The organism is Pseudomonas helvetica (assembly GCF_039908645.1).
Lineage (GTDB): Bacteria > Pseudomonadota > Gammaproteobacteria > Pseudomonadales > Pseudomonadaceae > Aquipseudomonas > Aquipseudomonas helvetica.
The window spans coordinates 2857780-2877703 of the sequence record NZ_CP150917.1 but is presented as its reverse complement, the minus strand read 5'-3'; the positions used below and the strand labels follow the sequence as shown (position 1 = coordinate 2877703).

The 19924-nt window shown below is 58.5% G+C and carries 17 protein-coding genes; 9 read left to right on the top strand and 8 right to left on the bottom strand.

Features of this window, described 5'->3' with window-relative positions; genetic code table 11:
• Positions 1–64: 64 nt before the first annotated feature.
• Together tpx and AABM55_RS13245 are read right to left on the bottom strand one after the other, a co-directional pair.
• Positions 65–565 (bottom strand): thiol peroxidase, encoded by a 501-nt coding sequence (tpx, locus tag AABM55_RS13250; protein ID WP_019690760.1) that lies wholly within the window; start codon positions 563–565, stop codon positions 65–67.
• 231 nt (positions 566–796) lie between these two features.
• Complete coding sequence (locus tag AABM55_RS13245) at positions 797–1240, bottom strand: hypothetical protein (RefSeq protein ID WP_054597017.1); 444 nt, start codon at positions 1238–1240, stop codon at positions 797–799.
• A 271-nt stretch (positions 1241–1511) separates the two neighbouring features.
• Between AABM55_RS13245 and AABM55_RS13240 the strand changes: the two genes are divergently transcribed.
• Positions 1512–2918: a DUF1254 domain-containing protein gene (locus tag AABM55_RS13240; protein ID WP_347929813.1), complete on the top strand. Its 1407-nt coding sequence runs from the start codon at positions 1512–1514 to the stop codon at positions 2916–2918.
• Between the two features lie 77 nt (positions 2919–2995).
• On the opposite strand, the gene AABM55_RS13235 is transcribed toward AABM55_RS13240, so the two are convergent.
• Entirely contained in the window at positions 2996–3490 is a 495-nt protein-coding gene (locus tag AABM55_RS13235; protein WP_054597015.1) for a DUF934 domain-containing protein, read from the bottom strand.
• The gene (locus tag AABM55_RS13230) at positions 3487–5160 is read right to left on the bottom strand and encodes a nitrite/sulfite reductase (RefSeq protein ID WP_347929812.1); all 1674 of its coding nucleotides are present in this window, start codon (positions 5158–5160) and stop codon (positions 3487–3489) included. Before AABM55_RS13230 ends, AABM55_RS13235 begins: the two co-directional genes overlap by 4 nt.
• 264 nt (positions 5161–5424) lie before the next feature.
• On the opposite strand from AABM55_RS13230, the gene ccoN reads away from it, so the two are divergent.
• Together ccoN and AABM55_RS13220 are read left to right on the top strand one after the other, a co-directional pair.
• Positions 5425–6852 carry a cytochrome-c oxidase, cbb3-type subunit I gene (gene ccoN / locus AABM55_RS13225; protein WP_103319758.1) on the top strand — a complete coding sequence of 476 codons (1428 nt, stop codon included), beginning with the start codon at positions 5425–5427 and terminating at the stop codon, positions 6850–6852.
• Positions 6853–6909: 57 nt separating this feature from the next.
• Positions 6910–7131: a cbb3-type cytochrome c oxidase subunit 3 gene (locus tag AABM55_RS13220; protein ID WP_347929811.1), complete on the top strand. Its 222-nt coding sequence runs from the start codon at positions 6910–6912 to the stop codon at positions 7129–7131.
• A 191-nt stretch (positions 7132–7322) separates the two neighbouring features.
• On the opposite strand, the gene AABM55_RS13215 is transcribed toward AABM55_RS13220, so the two are convergent.
• Positions 7323–7817 (bottom strand): hypothetical protein, encoded by a 495-nt coding sequence (locus AABM55_RS13215; RefSeq protein WP_347929810.1) that lies wholly within the window; start codon positions 7815–7817, stop codon positions 7323–7325.
• 244 nt (positions 7818–8061) lie between these two features.
• Positions 8062–8583: a GNAT family N-acetyltransferase gene (locus tag AABM55_RS13210; RefSeq protein WP_347929809.1), complete on the bottom strand. Its 522-nt coding sequence runs from the start codon at positions 8581–8583 to the stop codon at positions 8062–8064.
• 187 nt (positions 8584–8770) lie between these two features.
• Between AABM55_RS13210 and AABM55_RS13205 the strand changes: the two genes are divergently transcribed.
• The 4 genes from AABM55_RS13205 (at position 8771) to AABM55_RS13190 (ending at position 12485) form a co-directional block, all read left to right on the top strand.
• Positions 8771–10204, top strand: a complete 1434-nt coding sequence (locus AABM55_RS13205; RefSeq protein WP_347929808.1) for a PLP-dependent aminotransferase family protein — start codon at positions 8771–8773, stop codon at positions 10202–10204.
• A 125-nt stretch (positions 10205–10329) separates the two neighbouring features.
• Positions 10330–10623 carry an antibiotic biosynthesis monooxygenase family protein gene (locus tag AABM55_RS13200; protein WP_216742248.1) on the top strand — a complete coding sequence of 98 codons (294 nt, stop codon included), beginning with the start codon at positions 10330–10332 and terminating at the stop codon, positions 10621–10623.
• Between the two features lie 268 nt (positions 10624–10891).
• A complete protein-coding gene (locus AABM55_RS13195) occupies positions 10892–11599 on the top strand; it encodes an ATPase (RefSeq protein WP_347929807.1) in 708 nt (235 codons plus the stop codon).
• Between the two features lie 127 nt (positions 11600–11726).
• On the top strand, positions 11727–12485 hold the full coding sequence (locus AABM55_RS13190) for a lytic polysaccharide monooxygenase auxiliary activity family 9 protein (RefSeq protein WP_347929806.1): 759 nt from the start codon (positions 11727–11729) through the stop codon (positions 12483–12485).
• A 76-nt stretch (positions 12486–12561) separates the two neighbouring features.
• Here the strand turns inward: AABM55_RS13190 and AABM55_RS13185 are convergent, their stop codons facing one another.
• Complete coding sequence (locus AABM55_RS13185) at positions 12562–17463, bottom strand: NAD-glutamate dehydrogenase (protein WP_054597006.1); 4902 nt, start codon at positions 17461–17463, stop codon at positions 12562–12564.
• A gap of 504 nt (positions 17464–17967) precedes the next feature.
• Here AABM55_RS13185 and AABM55_RS13180 point away from each other — a divergent pair.
• The gene (locus tag AABM55_RS13180; RefSeq protein WP_054597005.1) at positions 17968–18324 is read left to right on the top strand and encodes a hypothetical protein; all 357 of its coding nucleotides are present in this window, start codon (positions 17968–17970) and stop codon (positions 18322–18324) included.
• A 77-nt stretch (positions 18325–18401) separates the two neighbouring features.
• Positions 18402–18620 (top strand): DUF2970 domain-containing protein, encoded by a 219-nt coding sequence (locus AABM55_RS13175; RefSeq protein ID WP_054597004.1) that lies wholly within the window; start codon positions 18402–18404, stop codon positions 18618–18620.
• A 7-nt stretch (positions 18621–18627) separates the two neighbouring features.
• Here AABM55_RS13175 and AABM55_RS13170 read toward each other — a convergent pair whose 3' ends face one another.
• Positions 18628–19713, bottom strand: a complete 1086-nt coding sequence (locus AABM55_RS13170; RefSeq protein ID WP_347929805.1) for an ABC transporter substrate-binding protein — start codon at positions 19711–19713, stop codon at positions 18628–18630.
• Positions 19714–19924 lie beyond the last annotated feature (211 nt).

Sequence of the window (19924 nt, the reverse complement as noted above, 5' to 3'; positions counted from 1 at the left end):
GGCACTGAAGCACAAATGAAAACGGCCTGGACAGAGCCAGGCCGTTAATAATTGTAAAATGCGGTTACTTCAAAACGGCCAACGCCGCTTCGTAGTTTGGCTCTTCAGCGATTTCTTTAACCAGTTCGCTGTGCAGCACAGTGTCGTTTTCATCGAGTACCACCACGGCGCGGGCGGTCAGGCCTTTGAGCGGGCCGTCGGCAATGGCAACGCCATAGTTTTCGATGAACTCACGGCCGCGCAGGGTCGACAGGTTCTGGACGTTTTCCAGGCCTTCAGCGCCGCAGAAACGTGCCTGGGCGAACGGCAGGTCAGCCGAGATGCACAGGACAACGGTGTTGGCCACGTCGTTGGCCTGAGCGTTGAACTTGCGTACCGACGTGGCGCAGGTCGGAGTGTCGATGCTTGGGAAGATGTTCAGCACTTTGCGCTTGCCGGCGAAGCTTGCCAGGGTCACGTCGGACAGATTGCCGGCAACCAGGGAAAAGGCTGGCGCCTTGGAACCGGCTTGTGGCAGTTGGCCGTTGACTTGAACCGGATTGCCTTTGAGGGTGACTTGAGCCATGAACGGAGTCCTTCTGAACGTTGTTTGGAAAATATCGAAGAGGTCGAAGTTAACCACGAAATTGTCCGACGACCTATGGCCAGATGCAAATTGTGATAGGTCGTTGCGTACATTGGAGATATGCCGATTTCTGTAGGAGCGAGGCTTGCCCGCGATTGGAACACTGCGGTGCAACAGCCTCACCGCGTTATCGTTCTTCGCGGGCAAGCCTTGCTCCTACGGGCGCGCGATTCAGCCCAGCAAACGAAGCATATTGCGGTGCCGCGCCTCGAAAATCCGCCGCATGTAGGCATTGACCATCAACCACTCGAAAAGTGCACCGCCAATGGCCGCATAGGTCACGCGATCGGTGTACAGCGTCCCCCCCTCCGCCGCCGCGACCCGGTGCTCATGACGAAATGCAGCCATCGGGCCCTTGAGCATTTCGTCGATGAAATGGCTGTCGCTGACCTCGCGAATCGTCACGGTCCAGGTCGCCGGAATACAGCCGAACATCCAGTGACGAAAACTGAACTCGCGACCGGCAGCAATGCGCAAGTCATTCACGTCGATGTTGCCTAATGGCGTCACCCGTTCCGGGAAGATTTTCGGGAAATTGCTGCCTTCAAGGCAAAAATCGAGAACCTGTGCGGGTGTTTGTCCTCTGATCAGCGTGGAGAGTTCCAGAACAGGCATTGACAGTGTCCTTCCTTGAGCACGAATGCCGGCAGATTAGCACTCGACATTTACCGTATTACAGCGCTTTTCACATGCAAGCCTGTGAATAGGCTTATTATTTTGGCGCACGAAATTTAGGGGACTTTATGTACAAAGTGACCAGGTAACGACCCGCAATGACGTGCACCTTTGTTCGGTAACGGAAACTTGTTTCGACAAAAACCGCAAACTCGACGACATTACGCCCGTGCAATGACACCTGAATCGCGCTTATCCATAGGACTGTGCAATGACCATCGAAAAACCGACCCGCCTGTTGCTCGCCGGCCTCTCTTTGCTACTGAGCGCAAGCGCCTGGGCAGATTTCAGCGCCAGCCCCGAAGAAGCCCGGGGGATCGCCAAAGACGCGTATCTCTACGGCTTCCCGGTGGTTGAGATGTACAAGACCCTGTACACCCAGGCGGTGGACAAGAACGGTCCGAACTTCAAGGCACCGCTCAACCATATCAGCAATACGGCAAGAGCGTTCACCCCCAAGGACACCGCGTTCGTTAGCCCAAACCCGGACACTCCCAGCTCATTTCTCTGGATGGACCTGCGCGCCGAGCCTGTGGTTGTGACCCTGCCGCAGATCGCCGAAGAGCGTTACTACTCGGTACAACTGGTCGACCTCTACACCCAGAACTTTGCTTACCTGGGCACCCGCAGCACGGGCAACAAGGGCGGGACCTTCATGATTGCCGGTCCCAATTGGCAAGGTCAGCAACCGCTGAAGATCGATCGCCTGGTACGTAGCGAAACCAATATTGCCTATGCGCTGTACCGCACGCAGTTGTTTGATGAAAAGGACCTGGAGAAGGTCAAGAAAATCCAGCACGGCTACAAGGTTCAGACGTTGAGCCAATACCTGGGGCAACCGGCACCGGCTGCTGCACCAAAAATCGACTGGCCAAAGCCAACTCCGACCATGAGCGACAGCCCGGAGCTGTTCCGCTACCTGAACTTCATGCTCGGCTTCGCCCCGGCGCAAGACGTTGAAAAAGACCAACTGGCACGTTTCGCGAAAATCGGCATTGTTGCCGGCCAGCCGTACGACCTTAAAACTCTCACCGCCGAACAGCGCAAAGCCCTCGACGACGGGATTGCCGATGCCAAGGCCGAGTACGCGGCGTTCAAGAAAGACAAGATCGATACCCATCAGGTCAACAACGGTGACTTGTTCGGTACCCGCGACCACTTGAACAACAATTATCTGTACCGCTACGCCGGCGCCAACCTGGGGATCTTTGGCAACTCGGCCGATGAAGCAGCCAAGTTCAGTTACCTGGTCGACAGCCTGGGCAAACCGGCTAACGGCGCGAGACACAGCTACACCGTGCACTTTGACAAGGATCAGTTACCGCCAGCCGACGCGTTCTGGTCACTGACCATGTACGACGGCAAGACCAAGCTGCTGGTACCCAACCACAAGAAACGCTACCTGCTCAACTCGCGCATGCTGTCCACCTTCAAGCGCGACCCGGACGGCGGACTGACGCTTTACCTGCAGCACTCCGAGCCGCTCAAGGATCAGCGCAGTAACTGGCTGCCGGCGCCGCACGGTCCGTTCTACGCGGTGTTGCGCCTGTACCTGCCCCAGCCTCAGGTCGGCAACGGTCAATGGAAACTGCCGCCGCTGACGCCGATCAACCCGTAAGTTGAAGTGATACGCAAACCGTGTGCACCCCCGCAACCGTGGGTGCACACATCACCCGGATCTGTTGAACGTATTGATCAGCGTCGGCGAAACAACGGTCGTGGCTCGATCACCGAGCGACCGTAATGCACGCTCATCCCCACCAGCCCCTTCAGGGCATCTTCAGCGCATTTGTCTTCACGCACCGCGAACGCATCGAAACCGCATTGGCGCATATGGCTGAGCTGGTCGCGCAGCACATCGCCAATCGCCCGCAACTCCCCCGCCCAACCCAAACGCGTGCGCAACAGGTAAGCTTGGCTGTAAGCCCGACCATCGCGAAAACTTGGAAACTCCAGCGCGATCATGGGTATCAGCTTGAGCCACGGCTTGAGACTGTCGACCTCGTCATCCGGCCCCAACCACACCGCGTCTCGTGACGGATGATGTTCAGTACGGCGGGTCAGCCACAGAGCCAGCGGCAAAATCAGCGGCCCCGCTGGCAGTTGGCTTTCCAGGTCCCTGACCAGGGTCCACGGATCGTCGTCGACCTTAAGCGCAGCACCATCTTCCAACCGCAGCAGATTATTCATGCAACGACCTCCAGGCTCTTGGGATAAACGCGCTCCTTGAACGGCTCCAGACCGATGCGCTGCAAGGTGTCGACAAACAGTTCTTCGCTCTCGCGGTAACGGACAAAGGTCGCGATGATCCGCTCGATCACTTGCGGTACTTCGGCGGCGCTGAACGACGGACCGATGACCTTGCCCAACGCGCTGTTCTTGCCCTGTGATCCACCGAGGGTGATCTGGTACCACTCGCTGCCATTCTTATCGACGCCGAGAATGCCGATATTGCCGATGTGGTGATGACCACAGGCATTCATGCAGCCAGAAATGTTGAGGCTGATGTCACCCAGGTCGTGAAGGTAATCCAGGTCATCGAAACGTGCCTGAATCGCTTGGGCGATGGGGATCGATTTGGCATTGGCCAGCGCGCAGAAATCGCCGCCGGGGCAGGCAATGATGTCCGTCAGCAAACCGATATTGGCGCAGCCCAGTCCATGCTCGCAGGCCAGGCACCACAACGCGTACAGGTCAGACTTGGGCACGTCCGGCAGGACAATGTTCTGTTCATGGGCAATGCGGATTTCGCCGAAACCGAACTGCTCGGACCAGTCGGCCACCGCGTCCATCTGCGCATCGGTGACATCACCGGGTGGCGAGGCCATGCCAGGTTTGGTCGACAGCACCACGCTGGTGTAGCCAGGTACTTTGTGCGGCTGCACGTTACGCGCAACCCAACGCGCGAATGCCGGGTTCTCGGTCAGGCGAGTACCGAAGTCCAGGTCGGTGTCGGCCAGTGGCGCATAGGTGGGCGGCACGAACGCGCTGGCGACGCGCTGGTATTCGACGTCGGTCAACTGCGCCGGGCCGTCCTTGAGGTGTTGCCACTCCTGTTCGACTTCCTGGGCGAAGGCCTCGATGCCCAGCGCCTTGACCAGAATCTTGATCCGCGCCTTGTACTTGTTGTCACGTCGACCATGGCGGTTGTAGACCCGCAACACCGCCTCGACGTAGGACAGCAAATGCTGCCACGGCAATCCTTCACGGATCTGCAAACCGAGGATCGGTGTGCGCCCCAGACCGCCGCCAACGATCACCCGCAGCAGCATCTGCCCTGCCGCGTCGCGGTAAAGGTAGAGACCGATGTCATGCATCATGATCGCCGCACGGTCCTGTTCCGCCGAGCAGATGGCGATCTTGAATTTACGTGGCAAAAACAGGAATTCGGGGTTGATGGTCGACCACTGCCGGAGGATTTCCGCCAAGGGCCGCGGATCGATCAGCTCATCGGCCGCCACCCCGGCAAAGGCTTCGGTGGTGATGTTGCGCACGCAGTTGCCGGAGGTCTGGATCGCATGCATTTCGACCTGGGCCAGGCGCTCGAGGATGTCCGGCACCTGGGCCAGTTCGATCCAGTTGAATTGCATGTTTTGTCGGGTGGTGAAGTGCCCGTAACCCCGATCGTAATCCCGGGCGATGCTCGCCAGCGTACGCATCTGCCGGGCGCTCAGGGTGCCGTAAGGAATGGCCACCCGCAGCATGTAGGCGTGCTTTTGCATGTACAGGCCGTTCTGCAGGCGCAACGGCAAAAACTCTTCCTCACTCAAGGCTCCAGCCATGAACCGCTCGACCTGATCGCGGAACTGCGCAACCCGTTCAAAGACCAGGGCCCGGTCATAGTCATCGTACTGATACATGTCGCTACCTCATCAGGGTTGATCGGGCTCTGCGGCTCGTTTCTGGGGGAGTGACTATGCAGTAGCGGCTCAGGTGGTTACAGATTCAGCTAAAGACTAAAAAACCATATCAGGGCGCGGCAGATCACCGCAGGCAGGCCTTACATCTGATCCGCATTAATGCAGTTTTTCTGAGTCTGTTTTGTTTCGACCAGGGTTTCTACAGTTGACCGCATGCCAGACCGGGTGGCCTGGCAAGACTTTGCAACCGTGGAAGCATTGACCATGAGCACAGCAGCAATCGGACAGGCCTATAACTACAAGGTCGTCCGCCAATTCGTCGTGGCAACAGTGGTATGGGGTGTTATCGGGATGGCGATGGGCGTGTGGATCGCCTCGCAACTGGTGTGGCCGGAGGCGAACCTCGATTTGCCCTGGACCACCTTTGGTCGCTTGCGCCCGCTGCACACCAGCCTGGTGATTTTCGGTTTTGCCGGCAGCGCACAATTTGCCGCCAGCTACTACGCGGTTCAGCGCACCTGCCAGGTGCGACTGTACAGCGACAAACTCGCCGCCTTCACCTTCTGGGGCTGGCAATCGGTGATCGTCAGCATGCTGATCACCCTCCCCCTGGGCTACACCACCACCAAGGAATACGCCGAGATCGAGTTCTCCGGCGCGGTGTGGATGACGGTGGTCTGGGTCGCCTACGCCATTGTGTTCTTCACCACAGTGGTGCAGCGCAAGACCAAGCACATCTACGTCGGCAACTGGTTCTTCGGTGCGTTCATTGTGGTGATCGCCATGCTGCACGTGGTTAATCACCTGTCGATTCCGGTGGACTGGTTCAAGTCCTATCCGGTGTATTCCGGGGCCACCGATGCGATGGTGCAGTGGTGGTATGGGCACAACGCAGTGGGCTTCTTCCTGACTACCGGCTTCCTCGGGATGATGTATTACTTCGTGCCGAAACAGGTCGGCCGGCCGGTGTATTCCTATCGGTTGTCGATCGTGCATTTCTGGGCGCTGATCACCCTGTACATCTGGGCCGGCCCACACCACTTGCACTACACCGCACTGCCGGACTGGGCGCAATCGCTGGGCATGGCGATGTCGCTGATCCTGCTGGCGCCGAGCTGGGGCGGGATGATCAACGGGATGATGACGCTCTCGGGCGCCTGGCATAAGTTGCGCACCGACCCGATTCTGCGGTTCTTGGTGCTGTCGCTGGCGTTCTACGGCATGTCGACGTTCGAAGGGCCGATGATGGCGATCAAAACCGTCAACGCCCTCTCCCACTACACCGACTGGACCATCGGCCACGTACACGCCGGCGCCTTGGGCTGGGTGGCGATGATCACCTTCGGTTCGCTGTACCACATGATCCCGAAAGTCTTTGGCCGCGAGCAGATGTACAGCATCAGTCTGATCAACACGCACTTCTGGCTCGCAACCATCGGCACCGTGCTGTACATCGCCTCGATGTGGGTCAACGGCATCACCCAGGGCCTGATGTGGCGCGCCATCAACGACGATGGCACGCTGACCTATTCCTTCGTCGAAACCCTGGTGGCCAGCCATCCTGGCTTCATTGTGCGTTTCGTCGGCGGCGTGTTCTTCCTCAGCGGCATGCTGCTGATGGCTTACAACACCTGGCGCACCGTGCGGGTCGCCGACCTGAAAATCGCTGAGCAAGAAGCGCAGATCGCTTGATCCGGCCCATGACGCAAGCCCACCGGCTTGCGTCTCTCACCTCAGGGAATGTTTGCCATGATCGAAGTCATGTTGGATCTGTTGGGCGTGGCGTGCCTGTATTTATCGGTGGAGTATTGCTTGAAGCATCAGTCGGCCGAAAGCCTGGAAGATGCCAGTCTGATGCCGTTTGCCGATGACCCGGAAGTGGCACGGCGGGTGGAGTTGGCGACGGGCAAGACTGTGAAAGCCGTTGCACCCGAAGAAGCCAGGCCGGGTTGGGGGAATCTGGAGGTTTGAAGTCAAACCACACCCCCTGTGGCGAGGGGGCTTGCCGGAACGCCGCACCGCCCCGTTCGGCTGCGAAGCAGTCGTAAAACCGGCAGATGCATTTTCCCTGACACAATACGATCATCGACTTTTGGACCGCTTCGCGCTCCAACGGGGGCAAGCCCCCTCGCCACAAAAGTTCACACCTGCCAGAACTCGACTCAACCCCGATCGCGCGGTATCAGGCTCTGCAACTGCTGCGCCAGGAAATTCGCGTCGAAGGCAAAGGTGTCCGGGTCTTTCAGGCCATTGGTCTTGCGCCACTGCCAGTCAGTCGAAGGGGGTTGGCACACCAGCGACACGCTGCCGTAACGCGCAGCGGTCAAGCCCATGACCGCCAGTGTAATCAGCCCACCGGCACCCATCACTTCCGGGACGATTTCCACCGGTTTGCCGGCAATCAGAATGCTCAGTTTTTCGGTCTTGAAGGTCGAGCTTTCGACCGGCACGTTCGCCCCGAACGCCACATAGGCTTCGCGGTTCACCTCCAGCAAATGCGGGGCCTTGACCGGGGCCAGCCACTGCTCGATCTGCCCGAACAACTCGCCAATTCGTGTTGCCCAGACTGCCGATTGGGTTTCAAACAGCTGCTTCTTGTGCGCTTCGCTTTCTGCGTAGTGGCGAAGCATCTCACCCAGTTGCTGTACGTCATCCATTGCTGTGTTCCTTTGGTTGAAGCAGTACTGCGGACTTTGAGCATGGCAGATGCACGCTGCCGGCGTACGACTAAAACCGGGCATGCACACCTTGCTGACACTTCAGCGCCGCGCCAAGGGTTTACTCCGCTGCCGGATCGCGGACATTGTAGGCCGCACTACGTCATCAACAGGAGCGTATTGGTCCCGGATGCCGCCGAACGGTATGCGCAAGCTGCGCTGGCGTTCGCCCTCGGCGGCTGACTCAGCGCGCCTTGAGCAGACGGCGCAAGCGCGCCATGCTCAGGGCATCCACCAGCACCCCATCGCGCACCGCATACTCGCGAAACAAGCCTTCTGTGTCGAAACCAAACTTGCGATACAGCCCCATCGCCGCTTCGTTATCCGCATACACCGAGAGTTCGACCCGTTGCACGTTCATCCAGTTGTCGGCAAGGTCGAGCACCGCCGCGAGCAGCCGCGAGCCAACGCCCTGGCCTTGCCACGCGACCGCCACGCCCATGCCGATGTTGGCGCAATGACTGCGACGAATCCGCGAAACCTGCTCCAGGCCGATGTTGCCGATCACCTGGCCCTGATGCAACGCCACCAGTTGCACCACCCGCTCGTTCTCCGGCGCCAGGCGCTTGCGCCAGACTTCAGTAGACTGAAACGGCATTTGCAGCACCTGGCGGGCAACCGCCGGATCGTTGTAAAGCGCGGTAATGCCCTCGATGTGGGCTTCGCTCATACGCTCAATGCTGATCACAGGATCGATGGCTGACATGGTGATTCCTCCTTGAAAGTAGCATGGCCATCGAGTCTAAACGGATCATCACCCGGATGACGACAGCCATAGCGCGACGAGGCGCGAATATGGATGCGCTGCAACTTCTTCCCGACACCGCAATACGGGTAATCTGATGTCAGACACGTCAACCCGAAACACCAACTGCCGCAGGAGCCTCGCGGGTATGGAACTTCATGTTGTGATCAACGGCCGCAAGGACCTCGCCGGTCAGCTGTATCAGCAACTGCGTAGCGCCATCGAGTCGGGTCGCCTGGCCGCCGGGACACAGCTACCGCCGAGCCGCTTGCTCGCCGAGCAATTGGGGATCTCACGCAAGACCATTTCCGACACCTACGCGCAGTTGACCTACGAGAACTTCCTCACCGGGAGGATCGGCAAAGGCACCTACGTCAATCCCCGCCCCTCGGCAATCGTCCGCAAACAGAGCCATTGCGAACTGGCGAGCGCCGACATCCTCGAGCGTTGGCGCAACATGCCGTGGTTCTTGCGCCACCCCACCCAGGAAGGTTCGCTGCGTTACGAGTTCATCGGCGGTGCCACCAGCAAGGGCCTGTTTCCTCAGGATGACTGGCGCCGCTGCACCGCCCATGCGCTGCGGCAGATTGCTGGCTCCAAGGGTTTTTACAGCGAGCCGGAAGGCCTGCCGACGCTGCGCAACGCGATCGCCCGGCATATCGCCTTTTCTCGCGGGGTCAATTGCCAGGACGACGACGTGGTGGTGTGCAACGGCGCGCAGCAAGCGCTGGACCTGATCTCCCGCGTACTGACCGAGCCCGGTAGCCTCGTCGCGATGGAAGATCCCGGCTACCCGCCGGCACGCCTGTTGTTCGCCTCTCACGGCGCCGAAGTGGTCGGGGTGCCGGTGGATGAGCAAGGCATTCAAGTCGAGCTGATTCCCGATGGAACCCGGCTGATCTATGTCACACCCTCTCACCAGTTCCCGCTCGGCATGCCGATGAGCCAGGCACGGCGCGAAGCCTTGCTGGCAAGGGCACATGAGCTGGGCGCGATCATTATCGAGGACGACTACGACAGTGAGTTCCGCTACGCGGGCCGACCCACCGACTCCCTACAAAGCATGGATGAGCGCGGGATCGTCGCCTACGTCGGGACCTTTTCGAAAACCCTGCTGCCAGAATTGCGCCTGGGTTACGCGATTCTGCCGCCGGCCATTCTCGACGCGGTGATCCGCGCCAAGCAACTGACCGACCTGCACACCTCGACCCTGCCGCAATGGGCCTTGGCCAAGTTCATCGCCGAAGGCTGTCTGCTGAAACACATCCGCCGCTGCCATACGGTCTATGCCGGGCGGCGCGAGCGAATCCTCGCACGCGTCGCCGGGGACCTTTCGCCCTGGCTCGAAGCGGTGCCAACCACTGCCGGCTTTCACATGGCCTTGCTGTGCAAAGTCGAGGTGGATGTCCCGTTGGTCATCACATTGGCGAAAAAACTCGACGTCGGGCTGTATGGCCTGAGCGGTTTTTACTATCAGCAACCGCCACGGGCCGGGCTGTTCATGGGCTTCGGCTCCATCGAAACCCTGGACATCGATAGTGCCCTTGACCGCCTGCGGGACATTTTGCAGCAAGTCTGTTGAGGTCTATTGGTATGGCACTTTTACTGCCAATTGGCTGTTGGCCGCTACCAGCCACAGGCCTATCCTGCACATGCGTTATCCCACCTTGAGCGAGCCTCGTCCGGCTTGATACAGGAGCGTGTGCGATGCCCAACGAAATAATCAATACGGTCCAGGTACAGGCCGCCGCTGGCCGCTCGGATGAACTGGGCAAGCAATTGCAGAAGATCGTCGAAACATTGCGTGAGCTCCCAGGCTGCGATTCCTACATGGTCGACCGCTGTCCGGAGGATGACAATCGATGGACGGTCAGTGCCCGCTGGCAGTCCGAAACCGCCATGCAATCACACTTCTACTGCCCGCAAGTTCAAGGCTTCATCAGCCTGATCGACAGCCGACTGGCCAGCAGCGTCGACTTCAACTGTTTCCCCATCGTTTAACGCGTCGACACGATGCACTACTAACGCTATTGAAAAACTAATACCCGCGCTTCCAGCCATAAGTAACAGGGCCTGAACTCTATATTCGGGCCCTGTTTATTTCCTTCGGAAATCAACTACGCACTTTTAAATCCCTAATAAATCAGCCCTCCGACCAGTGGAACTATTGGCTATTTAATTTCCCGCCAACAGGTTTAGTCTGGAACTACGTCGACACTGTTCGACCCGTTAAACTTCCCGATTGAATGTGTTTCACTGGAGACACACCATGAACATAGTCCTGGTCACCAGCATCAGCCTCACTGCCTTATTAACCGGCTGTTCGGTGCCCACCGCTCCAGAAGAGCAAGCCGCGCTGAGCAATTACTTCACTGCACCACTCGTGCACTCCAGCGCCACCCATGTCACCAGCGGTCCGAACGTGTCACTGGGCATTGTCTACAGTCAGAACACCCAGAACAGCCGTGCCTACCTCAAGGACTACCAGGCCAACGCCGGCACCGGTTTTGGCCAGAGCTTGCTGGTGCAGCCGATCCACGACGCCTATGTTTCCACCTCCCAACCGGACATGGCGGTGAATTGGATCAAGGCCTCCCTGCAACGGCAGTTCGGCTCGGTAACGGTTTACCCGGACATGCAAAGTCTTAAAGCCGCGAAACCGGATGTCGTGGCGGTCATTGACACCCATAGTCAGCTCATCACCTCGCGCAGTTCCGATGTACAGGCCGACGTCATGGCGAACTTCTATGACGCCGGGCTCAATTACATCGGAACCGCTCCAGGTCACGAGGCAAAAAGCCTGAGCCCGGTGTGGGCCGATTTCAAACCTACGCGCGAGATAGTTGCCGATATCAATGAACAGCAAAACATTCAAGTTCGCGCCTTACAAAAGTTTGACCAGTCGCTCAGCAATTTACTAAGCAAACCGTCAGATAAACTTTCGTTATCGAGCGAAGATTTACGCACCGTCAAATAACCAACTTTGACCACCCTGCCAAACCTGAAAAACACAGCTAGATACAACTGTCTACTGTCAACTCTGACAGTAGACAGTGATCGATCCTTCCTTCTCTAATCCACCTCGACAGACAGGTGACGGGCCGATGGACTTTCGTCCGGTCTTTGGTGGTTTCATTGAATGGAGTGTCAATGCGATGACTTCAAAAAACGAACAATCTTCTGAAAGTGGGCTGGAAAAACTCTCGTCAGGTGAGGTAAACAAACTCATCGAGAGTTTGTTAAGTGAGCTAAGCCACAGGAAAGAAATTGGGCCCAGGCATGGCCGAATCACCACGCCAAAATCCCGCGCTCAGTTCCTTCTTGAGGAAGGTAAGCTGGATCCCGGTCAAGCCAACGCACTTGAGGGCGGAAAACTGTTTCCTGCGACTGAAGGTAACTTGCAGGACCCTGATGCTCCGGAAGATGTGCGCAACATCGCACCTCCCCTCGACGGGATGATTGCCAGTGGCGGGCATAGCGATGCACGCGCCCTGCTCAACGCACCAGGCGCCCACTGGAAAAAACATGACGTCATGTCGGGCCAAAACCTGGTGCTCATGTGGGAGTTAAGCCAAGGCCATTTGACCCGCCGATGGAAGTACTTGATCACCAAAGCGGACTGGAACTCCAATGAACCATTGGCGAGGAGACATTTCGAAGAAACCCCGCTCAAGAGGTACCTCAACAGTTACCAGCCATACTGGGGACCTGAGGCCGACAAAGAACTGATGCCTGGTCCTCTTCAACGACACGAAGTGACTTTGCCTCCGCGCAAGGGATACCACGTCCTTCTCGCCATTTGGGACGTGGCAAATACCGATAAAGCCTTCTATCAAGTGATTGACCTGAATTTCCCTGCCTGACCGACCATGCTCACTTGCAACAAAAAAAAAGCCCCGCCTCTCTCGAGACGGGGCTTTTTTATTCAGCGCCTGATGATCAGGCAGCAGGCTCCAGTTCAGCGATTGCAGTGGCCGTGACAGGCACCACCGCTTGACCGCTCAACGCCAGGTCCAGCAGTTCGCGGTTGGCGACCGCGTACATGGCGTAGTCGGTGCCGCTGGCGGCACGGATGTCCACCAGCATGGCGCGCCAGCGCTCGACCATGGTCTGGTTCTGGTCCATCCACAAGGCCAGACGTGTTTCCACGTCCTGCTTGCCGTTGCCCATTTGCAGGACCGAGATGGTGATCGCCCGTTGCTGCCAGTCGATGTCATCGCGGAACGCTTCACGGGCCAGCGCTTGCCAGTTGTTTTCCACCGGCAGAGCACTGATCTGTTGCAGGTACCAGGTCAGGTCCAACGCGCTGCCCACGGCGAAGTAGGCCTTGGCCACGTCCGCTGCATTCTGGCCAGTCACGTCCGCTGCCTCGATGATTGGCAACAAGGTGTACAGGTGACTGGTGCCTGCAACCATGCGCGCCAGCAACTCGGGTACGCCAGCGGCGACGTAGGCCTGATAGCGAGTCTGCCAGCCTTCGCGCGTCGGACCTTCCAGCAGTTCGTCGAGCTTGAGGCCCAGCGCTGCCAGATGTGGACCGAAGTGTGCGACGTCGCGCGCTGCGTTCTGCTCGTTGCGACGGCTGCGCAGGAACCAGCGAGTGGCACGACGGCCCAGACGCATCAGCTCATCCATCAGCTCCAGTTGTACGTCGGCCGAAACCTGGTAATCCAGCGCCTCGATCTGACGGAACCAGTGCGGGAGATGGAAGATGTCACGCACGATTACATACGCACCGGCCACGTTCGCCGGGCTCATGCCGGTCGACTCTTTGAGTCGCTGAACGAAGGTGATACCCATGTGGTTGACCAGATCGTTGGCGATCTGGGTGCTGACGATCTCACGCTTCAGACGGTGACGACGCATGGCCTCGGAGAACTTGCTGACCAGCATCGGCGGGAAAGCGGTTTCCATGTCGCGGGTCAGATAGTCGTCGTCCGGCACCAGGGAGTTGAGCAACTGCTCCTTGAGGTCGATCTTGCTGTAGGAGATCAATACCGACAGCTCGGCACGGGTCAGACCATGGCCTGCCGCAACGCGCTCGTTCAGTTGATCTTCGGTCGGCAGGAACTCGATGGCACGGTCCAGCTTGCCACGGCCTTCCAGGTCGTTCATCAAGCGCTTGTACTCGGCAATCCGCACGTAGGCGCGACGGGCTGCCAGGGACAGGGCCTGGGTCTGCTTGTAGTTGTTGCCGAGAACCAGACCGCCGACTTCATCCGTCATGCTGCCGAGCAACTGGTTACGTTGCTTCTCGGTCATGTCGCCAGCCTGCACCACTTCGTTGAGCAGGATCTTGATGTTCACTTCGTGGTCGGAGCAGTCCACGCCACCGGCGTTGTCGATGAAGTCGGTGTTGGAGCCGCCGCCATTGAGACCGAATTCGACACGACCCAGTTGGGTCATACCGAGGTTACCGCCCTCGCCCACGACTTTGCAGCGCAGTTCGTTGCCGTTCACGCGCAGTGCATCGTTGGCCTTGTCGCCGACATCGGCGTGGCTTTCGCTGCTGGCTTTGACGTACGTACCGATACCGCCGTTCCACAACAGATCCACTGGTGCCTTGAGCAAGGCGTTCAGCAGTTCGGTCGGGGTCAGCTTGTCGGCCTGAATGTCGAAGCGCTCTTTCATCTGCGGGGAAATCGCGATGCTCTTCGCGCTACGGGAGAAGATCCCGCCGCCTTCAGACATGATGCTGGTGTCGTAATCCGACCACGCCGAACGCGGCAGGTCGAACAGACGCTGACGCTCAGCGAAGCTGTTGGCTGGCTGTGGATTCGGGTCGATGAAAATGTGCAGGTGGTTGAACGCTGCGACCAGTTGCAGCTTGTCGGACATCAACAAACCGTTACCGAACACGTCACCGGCCATGTCGCCGACACCCACGACAGTGATGCTGTCTTCCTGGACGTTGATGCCGCGCTCGCGGAAGTGACGTTGTACGCCAACCCACGCGCCTTTGGCGGTGATGCCCATTTTCTTGTGGTCGTAACCGGCCGAGCCGCCCGACGCGAAGGCGTCACCGAGCCAGAAGCCGTAGTCGATCGCAATACCGTTGGCGATGTCGGAGAAGGTCGCAGTGCCCTTGTCCGCTGCCACCACCAGGTACGGGTCATCGTCGTCATGACGCACGACGTTGGCCGGCGGTACCAGCGCACCGTCTTTCAGGTTGTCGGTGATGTCCAACAGACCGGAAATGAAGATGCGGTAGCAGGCGATGCCTTCTGCTGCGATCTCATCACGGCTGCCGCCCAACGGCAGGCGACGCGGCAGGAAGCCGCCTTTGGCGCCCACTGGCACGATGACCGAGTTCTTCACTTGCTGGGCTTTTACCAGGCCCAGGACTTCGGTACGGAAGTCTTCTTCACGGTCGGACCAGCGCAGACCACCACGAGCCACGTTGCCGAAGCGCAGGTGCACGCCTTCGACGCGTGGCGAGTAAACGAAGATTTCGAACTTCGGTACTGGCTTCGGCAGCTCTGGAATAGCGTGCGGGTTGAACTTGAAGCTGAAGTAGGACTTGTTCTGACCGTTGGCGTCGGTCTGGTAGAAGTTGGTCCGCAAGGTAGCCTTGATCAGGTCCAGGTAGCGACGCAGGATGCGGTCTTCGTTCAACACTTGAACGTCGTCCAGAGCGCTCAGAATCGCTTGTTCCAGGCGCAGCTGCTTGTCGTCGAGGTCGTCGCTGGTCAGCTTGCGCGCCAGGTAGAAACGGGTCTTGAACAACCGGGTCAATTCGCGAGCGATATCGGTGTGGTTGTTCAGGGTGCTGGCGATGTAGCCCAGGTCGAAGCCCAGACGAATCTGCTTCAGGTAACGGGCGTAAGCACGCAGCAGCGCAACGTCGCGCCACGGCAGGCCGGCGGTCAGTACCAGACGGTTGAATGCATCGTTTTCGGCATCGCCGCGAACGATGTGGACGAACGCGTCCTGCAGGGTGTCGTTGAGCTGCTGGATGTCGAGTTCCAGGCCTTCAGCAGCGGTGAACGCGAAGTCGTGAATCCAGAACTCGCGACCGTTGCTGTGACGCAGGCGATACGGGAACTCGCCCAGCACGCGCAGGCCGAGGTTTTCCAGGATTGGCAAGACGTCGGACAGGGCCAGCGGGGTATCGGCGTGGTACAGCTTGCAGTGCAGCTCGCGCTGACCGGACACCTGACCCAGCGGCTGATAGAAGCTCATGACCAGCGGATTTTTTTCGCTCAGGCTCAGCAGGTGCTGCATGTCGACCACAGCCGAATGCGCAGCGAAACGCTCGCGGTAGCCGGCCGGGAAGCCTTTCGGGAAGTCGGACAGCACATTGGTGCCCTGGGCTTCGCCGAAACTTTCGACCACCAGGCTTGCGTAGTCGTCCTGCCAGCTGCGGCAGGCCTGAACCACTTCTTTTTCCAGCAGCAGTGGATCGATGTCCAGACGATTCTTCGGGTCGACCCGCAGAATCAGTTGCACACGGGCCAGCACGGACTCGGAGAAGAAGGTCCAGAATTCGCAATCGCTGGCTTTCAGGCGATCCATCAGCACTTGCTGGATCTTCTGACGCACTTCGGTGGAATAGATGTCGCGTGGCACGTAGGCCAGGCAGTAGCAGAAGCGACCGTACGGGTCTTTGCGCAGGAACACGCGAATCTTGTTGCGTTCCTGGATCTGCACGATCGACATCACGGTGCTGAACAGCTCGTCGACCGGAGTCTGGAACAGATCGTCACGCGGCAGTACTTCGAGTACCTGGGCCAGTTCCTTGCCCAGGTGCGCCTTGGACTGGAAGCCGGAGCGCTGTTCGATGACATCGACCTTGCGACGGATGTACGGAATGACCCGCACGCTTTCGCCATACACCGACGAGGTGTACAGGCCCATGAAACGGCATTCCTTGATGACTTTGCCGTTGGCATCGATCTGGCGGATCGACACGTAGTCAGGGTAAGCCGGACGGTGTACACGGCTTGGGTGCGCAGCCTTGGCGAACGACAGCGGCGTCGGTTCGCGCAGGTAGTTCACGGCGTAGTCTTCGATACGCAGGTCGTCAGCCGTCAGGCCGGCGCGCAGCAATCGGGTCAGGCCCAGGAACGAGCTCTGGTCGTACTCGATATGGCCGCCATCCTTGTCATCGCGAACCACGAACTCTTCGTAACCGAGGAACGTGAAGTGGTTGCCCACCAGCCACTCGAGGAAGCCCTTGATCTCGCTCTTTTCTTCGGCATCGACGGCAAACTTGCTCTTGTCGATGCCTTCGATCAGTTCCTGGACCTTGGCTTTCATCGGTTCGAAATCGGCGACCGCAACGCGGACTTCACTGAGAACCTGCTCCAGTTCCTTGCTCAATACATTGAGTTCGGCGGTATGGGCGCAACGGTCGATCTCAAGGTACATCAGCGATTCTTGCAGAATGCCTTCGCCCTGGGAGCCTTTAGGCAGGATTTCCAGCAACTCGCCCTTGGCGCCGCGACGCACGCTCAGCACCGTGGTTTGCAAGGTGTGGATGCTGTAGCCGCGACGGTTCAGCTCGGTGCGCACCGAGTCCACGAGAAATGGCAAGTCGTGGTGCAGCACTTCGACCGCCGTGTGGGTCGACTGCCAGCCGTGACGTTCGTAATCCGGGTTGTAAACGCGCACTTGCGGTTGCGCGTGATCAAAGCGCTCAAGCAGGCGCCAGGCAGAAAGGGTGCAGCCGGCGAGGTCGGACAACCGGCGCTGGGTCAGCTCATCGAGGGAAATAATGCCGAAGAATTGTTCAGCGAACAGCGCCACTTGTGGCAGTGACTGTTCACTGATGTGCTGCGCCAGTGCCGCTTGCAGTTGTTGCTGGAAGTCGGCTTTGCTGGCTGCGGTGAAGAACGCCATCTGTGGTACTCCGCTTGGGCTTGTTATTGATGGAAGCGTCGCGTGCAAAACCCCTGTCGGGGCAATCCGTCACCCAGTTCCTGAATCTCGGGCAGAGGTTAACAGGGTGACAGATGGGTGAAGCTGGACGAGACACTCAGGTCACATTCACCTTCCATGAAAGGGCATCTGTAAAAACGACTACCGGATAGACAAGCAATGTCTTTAGAGGTGCCCATTGGTTGCGCAGCTTATCGGGTGCGACAACCTGCCTGCTTGCGATGCTGCGACATATTCGGTCATCGGTACGTAACTCATCGGCAGCGCATCGAACAACACTAGCAGTTGCGTGAAAAAAAGACGGTTTTATGCCCGGATTTACGGTGCCTTCGTACCAGAAATGACCGACTCCCCTTGTAGTGTTCACAACACACTTTCAGACACACATCCGAGCAGAAATTCACTCGGGCTGGCAGAATCGGCTTTTGTCGTCTTCATAACGCTCCTTGAGCGAGGATTTTCCCCATGCAACTGACCACCGCCCACCTTATCGCCAACCCGTGCGATGACGAAGAAGACAACCTGGCCATGCTCTGCTGCCACAGCAATCAGGGCGAGATGTTTTTGATGACTCGCTACCCGGATGAAGATGAGCTGGAGATCACCCTTGATGGCGAACCGTCGACCCTCGACGGCGTGAAAGTCACCCTCAGCCCTACCCGCCTGCTGATCGAAATAGCCGCCGCTGACGCCGATGCGCTGAATGGCGACGATCATCTGGAAATCCACCACAGCACCGCGCCGGCGGATCTGGCTGAAGTGGAAGAAACGTTGCAGAACATTCTCAAGGGCACGGGCACTTATGTGAGCCAGTTGAGCTGACCCTGGCGGGTGGGTGGCCTCACGGCCCCGGGAAGATTGACTATGCTTGCCTAATACACTCCGGTGACGAGGGATTTATGGACGATCCAGTCGACAACAAACCACCCAGCTTCTGGCAGATGCTGCACAGCGTGATGGCGGCGGCGTTCGGCGTGCAGAGCGGGAAGAACCGCGCCCGCGACTTCACACACGGCAAACCCAGTCATTTCGTGATATTGGGCATTCTGTTCACCGCAGTCTTTGCGCTGACGCTGTTCGGTATCGTGAAACTGGTCCTGCATCTGGCCGGGGTTTAGCCCGACGTCAGTGCATCAGTGCTTGCAGGCTGAACGGATAGCGATAGCTCAGCGGACGATCCTTGGCCGAAAAGCTGCGAAAGTTCACACCGTAGTTCTGCGTGGCACCGATGGCCAACAAGCGCCTGGCCTGTTCCCGATCAATCAACTGCAACAGCGGGACCTGCCGGTCACGACCGCCATATCGTTCGACATGGACGCCCTGGTCATAGTCATGCAACTGCACCAGCGCCCAACCGCCCAGGCTGAAGTGTCCGCCTACCAATACACTAAGACGACCATCCAGCAGTGCCTGCAAGGCTGACGGGGAGGTATTGACGGCGCTGAACAGCGCGCCCTTGCCCGGCGTGCCGCCCGCCTCTTCATAGGCCTGCATCGCGCCGAACGCCATTTCATCGTTGGCCGTCCAGATCAGCGACGTCTGCGGATAGCGCTTGAACAGCAACGTCGCCTGCTCATGGACGCGCTGACGGTTCCACCCGCCGTACACCAGTTGCTGCAAATGCACCTCGGGGTGCTCGCGCAACGCCCGCATCAAGCCCTTTTCACGCAACTGCGAGGCCGGCGTGATTTTCAAACCGGCAAACGCCAGCAATTCAAGTTTCTGGCCGGGGGCGACCGGAGGATGCAGGCGGATCAACTCCTTGAGCATCAGGTAACCGCCCTCCTCATCGTTGGGTACCAGGCTACCGAGCAAAGCCGGGTATTTTTTCTCGCGATTGCCGAGCAACGCCAGTTGATCAGCGTTTAGCGCGCTATTGACGATAAACAGCTTCACGCCGCTGCCCTCGGACAGCCGCAAAATTTCCGGCGCAACATATTGCTCGTTGGCGAACACCAGATAGTCCGGACGTTTTGGCCCTTGCAGGGCTTCACGGGCCTGTTTGATCGTGGTTTCAGGCACGCGCTCGGAATACTGGATCTGCAGGTCCATGCCCAGATCCCGGGCGGCAGCCTGCATGAATTGCGAATAGCTCAGCCAAAAAGTTTCCGTAGAGGTGCCAGGACTCAGGAACAGCACTGACGCCGCTTGCGTACCCGATCCATAGACCGAGCAAAACGTCAGCAATACCCCACAGAAAAACTTGAACATTGAATATCCGAGCCCCGGCAATTAGCCGCGCATTATAGCCAGCGAAGTGCTGGCAAATCGCGATTAATCGACGTTTTGTCCGACAATCGTCAGGACAGGGCCCGGACACGCTTACCTATTGATGGCTGACCCAGAACACCGCAGTGCCCACTACCAGGAAGATCAGAAACAGAATGGCCCATGCATCGACGGTGCTATCGCTTTTCCGTGC

What these genes read in the sequence shown, in the direction of transcription:
- tpx (WP_019690760.1), bottom strand. Translation starts at nt 565, where the DNA reads ATGGCTCAAGTCACCCTCAAAGGCAATCCGGTTCAAGTCAACGGCCAA.
- AABM55_RS13245 (WP_054597017.1), bottom strand. Translation starts at nt 1,240, where the DNA reads ATGCCTGTTCTGGAACTCTCCACGCTGATCAGAGGACAAACACCCGCA.
- AABM55_RS13240 (WP_347929813.1), top strand. Translation starts at nt 1,512, where the DNA reads ATGACCATCGAAAAACCGACCCGCCTGTTGCTCGCCGGCCTCTCTTTG.
- AABM55_RS13235 (WP_054597015.1), bottom strand. Translation starts at nt 3,490, where the DNA reads ATGAATAATCTGCTGCGGTTGGAAGATGGTGCTGCGCTTAAGGTCGAC.
- AABM55_RS13230 (WP_347929812.1), bottom strand. Translation starts at nt 5,160, where the DNA reads ATGTATCAGTACGATGACTATGACCGGGCCCTGGTCTTTGAACGGGTT.
- ccoN (WP_103319758.1), top strand. Translation starts at nt 5,425, where the DNA reads ATGAGCACAGCAGCAATCGGACAGGCCTATAACTACAAGGTCGTCCGC.
- AABM55_RS13220 (WP_347929811.1), top strand. Translation starts at nt 6,910, where the DNA reads ATGATCGAAGTCATGTTGGATCTGTTGGGCGTGGCGTGCCTGTATTTA.
- AABM55_RS13215 (WP_347929810.1), bottom strand. Translation starts at nt 7,817, where the DNA reads ATGGATGACGTACAGCAACTGGGTGAGATGCTTCGCCACTACGCAGAA.
- AABM55_RS13210 (WP_347929809.1), bottom strand. Translation starts at nt 8,583, where the DNA reads ATGTCAGCCATCGATCCTGTGATCAGCATTGAGCGTATGAGCGAAGCC.
- AABM55_RS13205 (WP_347929808.1), top strand. Translation starts at nt 8,771, where the DNA reads ATGGAACTTCATGTTGTGATCAACGGCCGCAAGGACCTCGCCGGTCAG.
- AABM55_RS13200 (WP_216742248.1), top strand. Translation starts at nt 10,330, where the DNA reads ATGCCCAACGAAATAATCAATACGGTCCAGGTACAGGCCGCCGCTGGC.
- AABM55_RS13195 (WP_347929807.1), top strand. Translation starts at nt 10,892, where the DNA reads ATGAACATAGTCCTGGTCACCAGCATCAGCCTCACTGCCTTATTAACC.
- AABM55_RS13190 (WP_347929806.1), top strand. Translation starts at nt 11,727, where the DNA reads ATGGACTTTCGTCCGGTCTTTGGTGGTTTCATTGAATGGAGTGTCAAT.
- AABM55_RS13185 (WP_054597006.1), bottom strand. Translation starts at nt 17,463, where the DNA reads ATGGCGTTCTTCACCGCAGCCAGCAAAGCCGACTTCCAGCAACAACTG.
- AABM55_RS13180 (WP_054597005.1), top strand. Translation starts at nt 17,968, where the DNA reads ATGCAACTGACCACCGCCCACCTTATCGCCAACCCGTGCGATGACGAA.
- AABM55_RS13175 (WP_054597004.1), top strand. Translation starts at nt 18,402, where the DNA reads ATGGACGATCCAGTCGACAACAAACCACCCAGCTTCTGGCAGATGCTG.
- AABM55_RS13170 (WP_347929805.1), bottom strand. Translation starts at nt 19,713, where the DNA reads ATGTTCAAGTTTTTCTGTGGGGTATTGCTGACGTTTTGCTCGGTCTAT.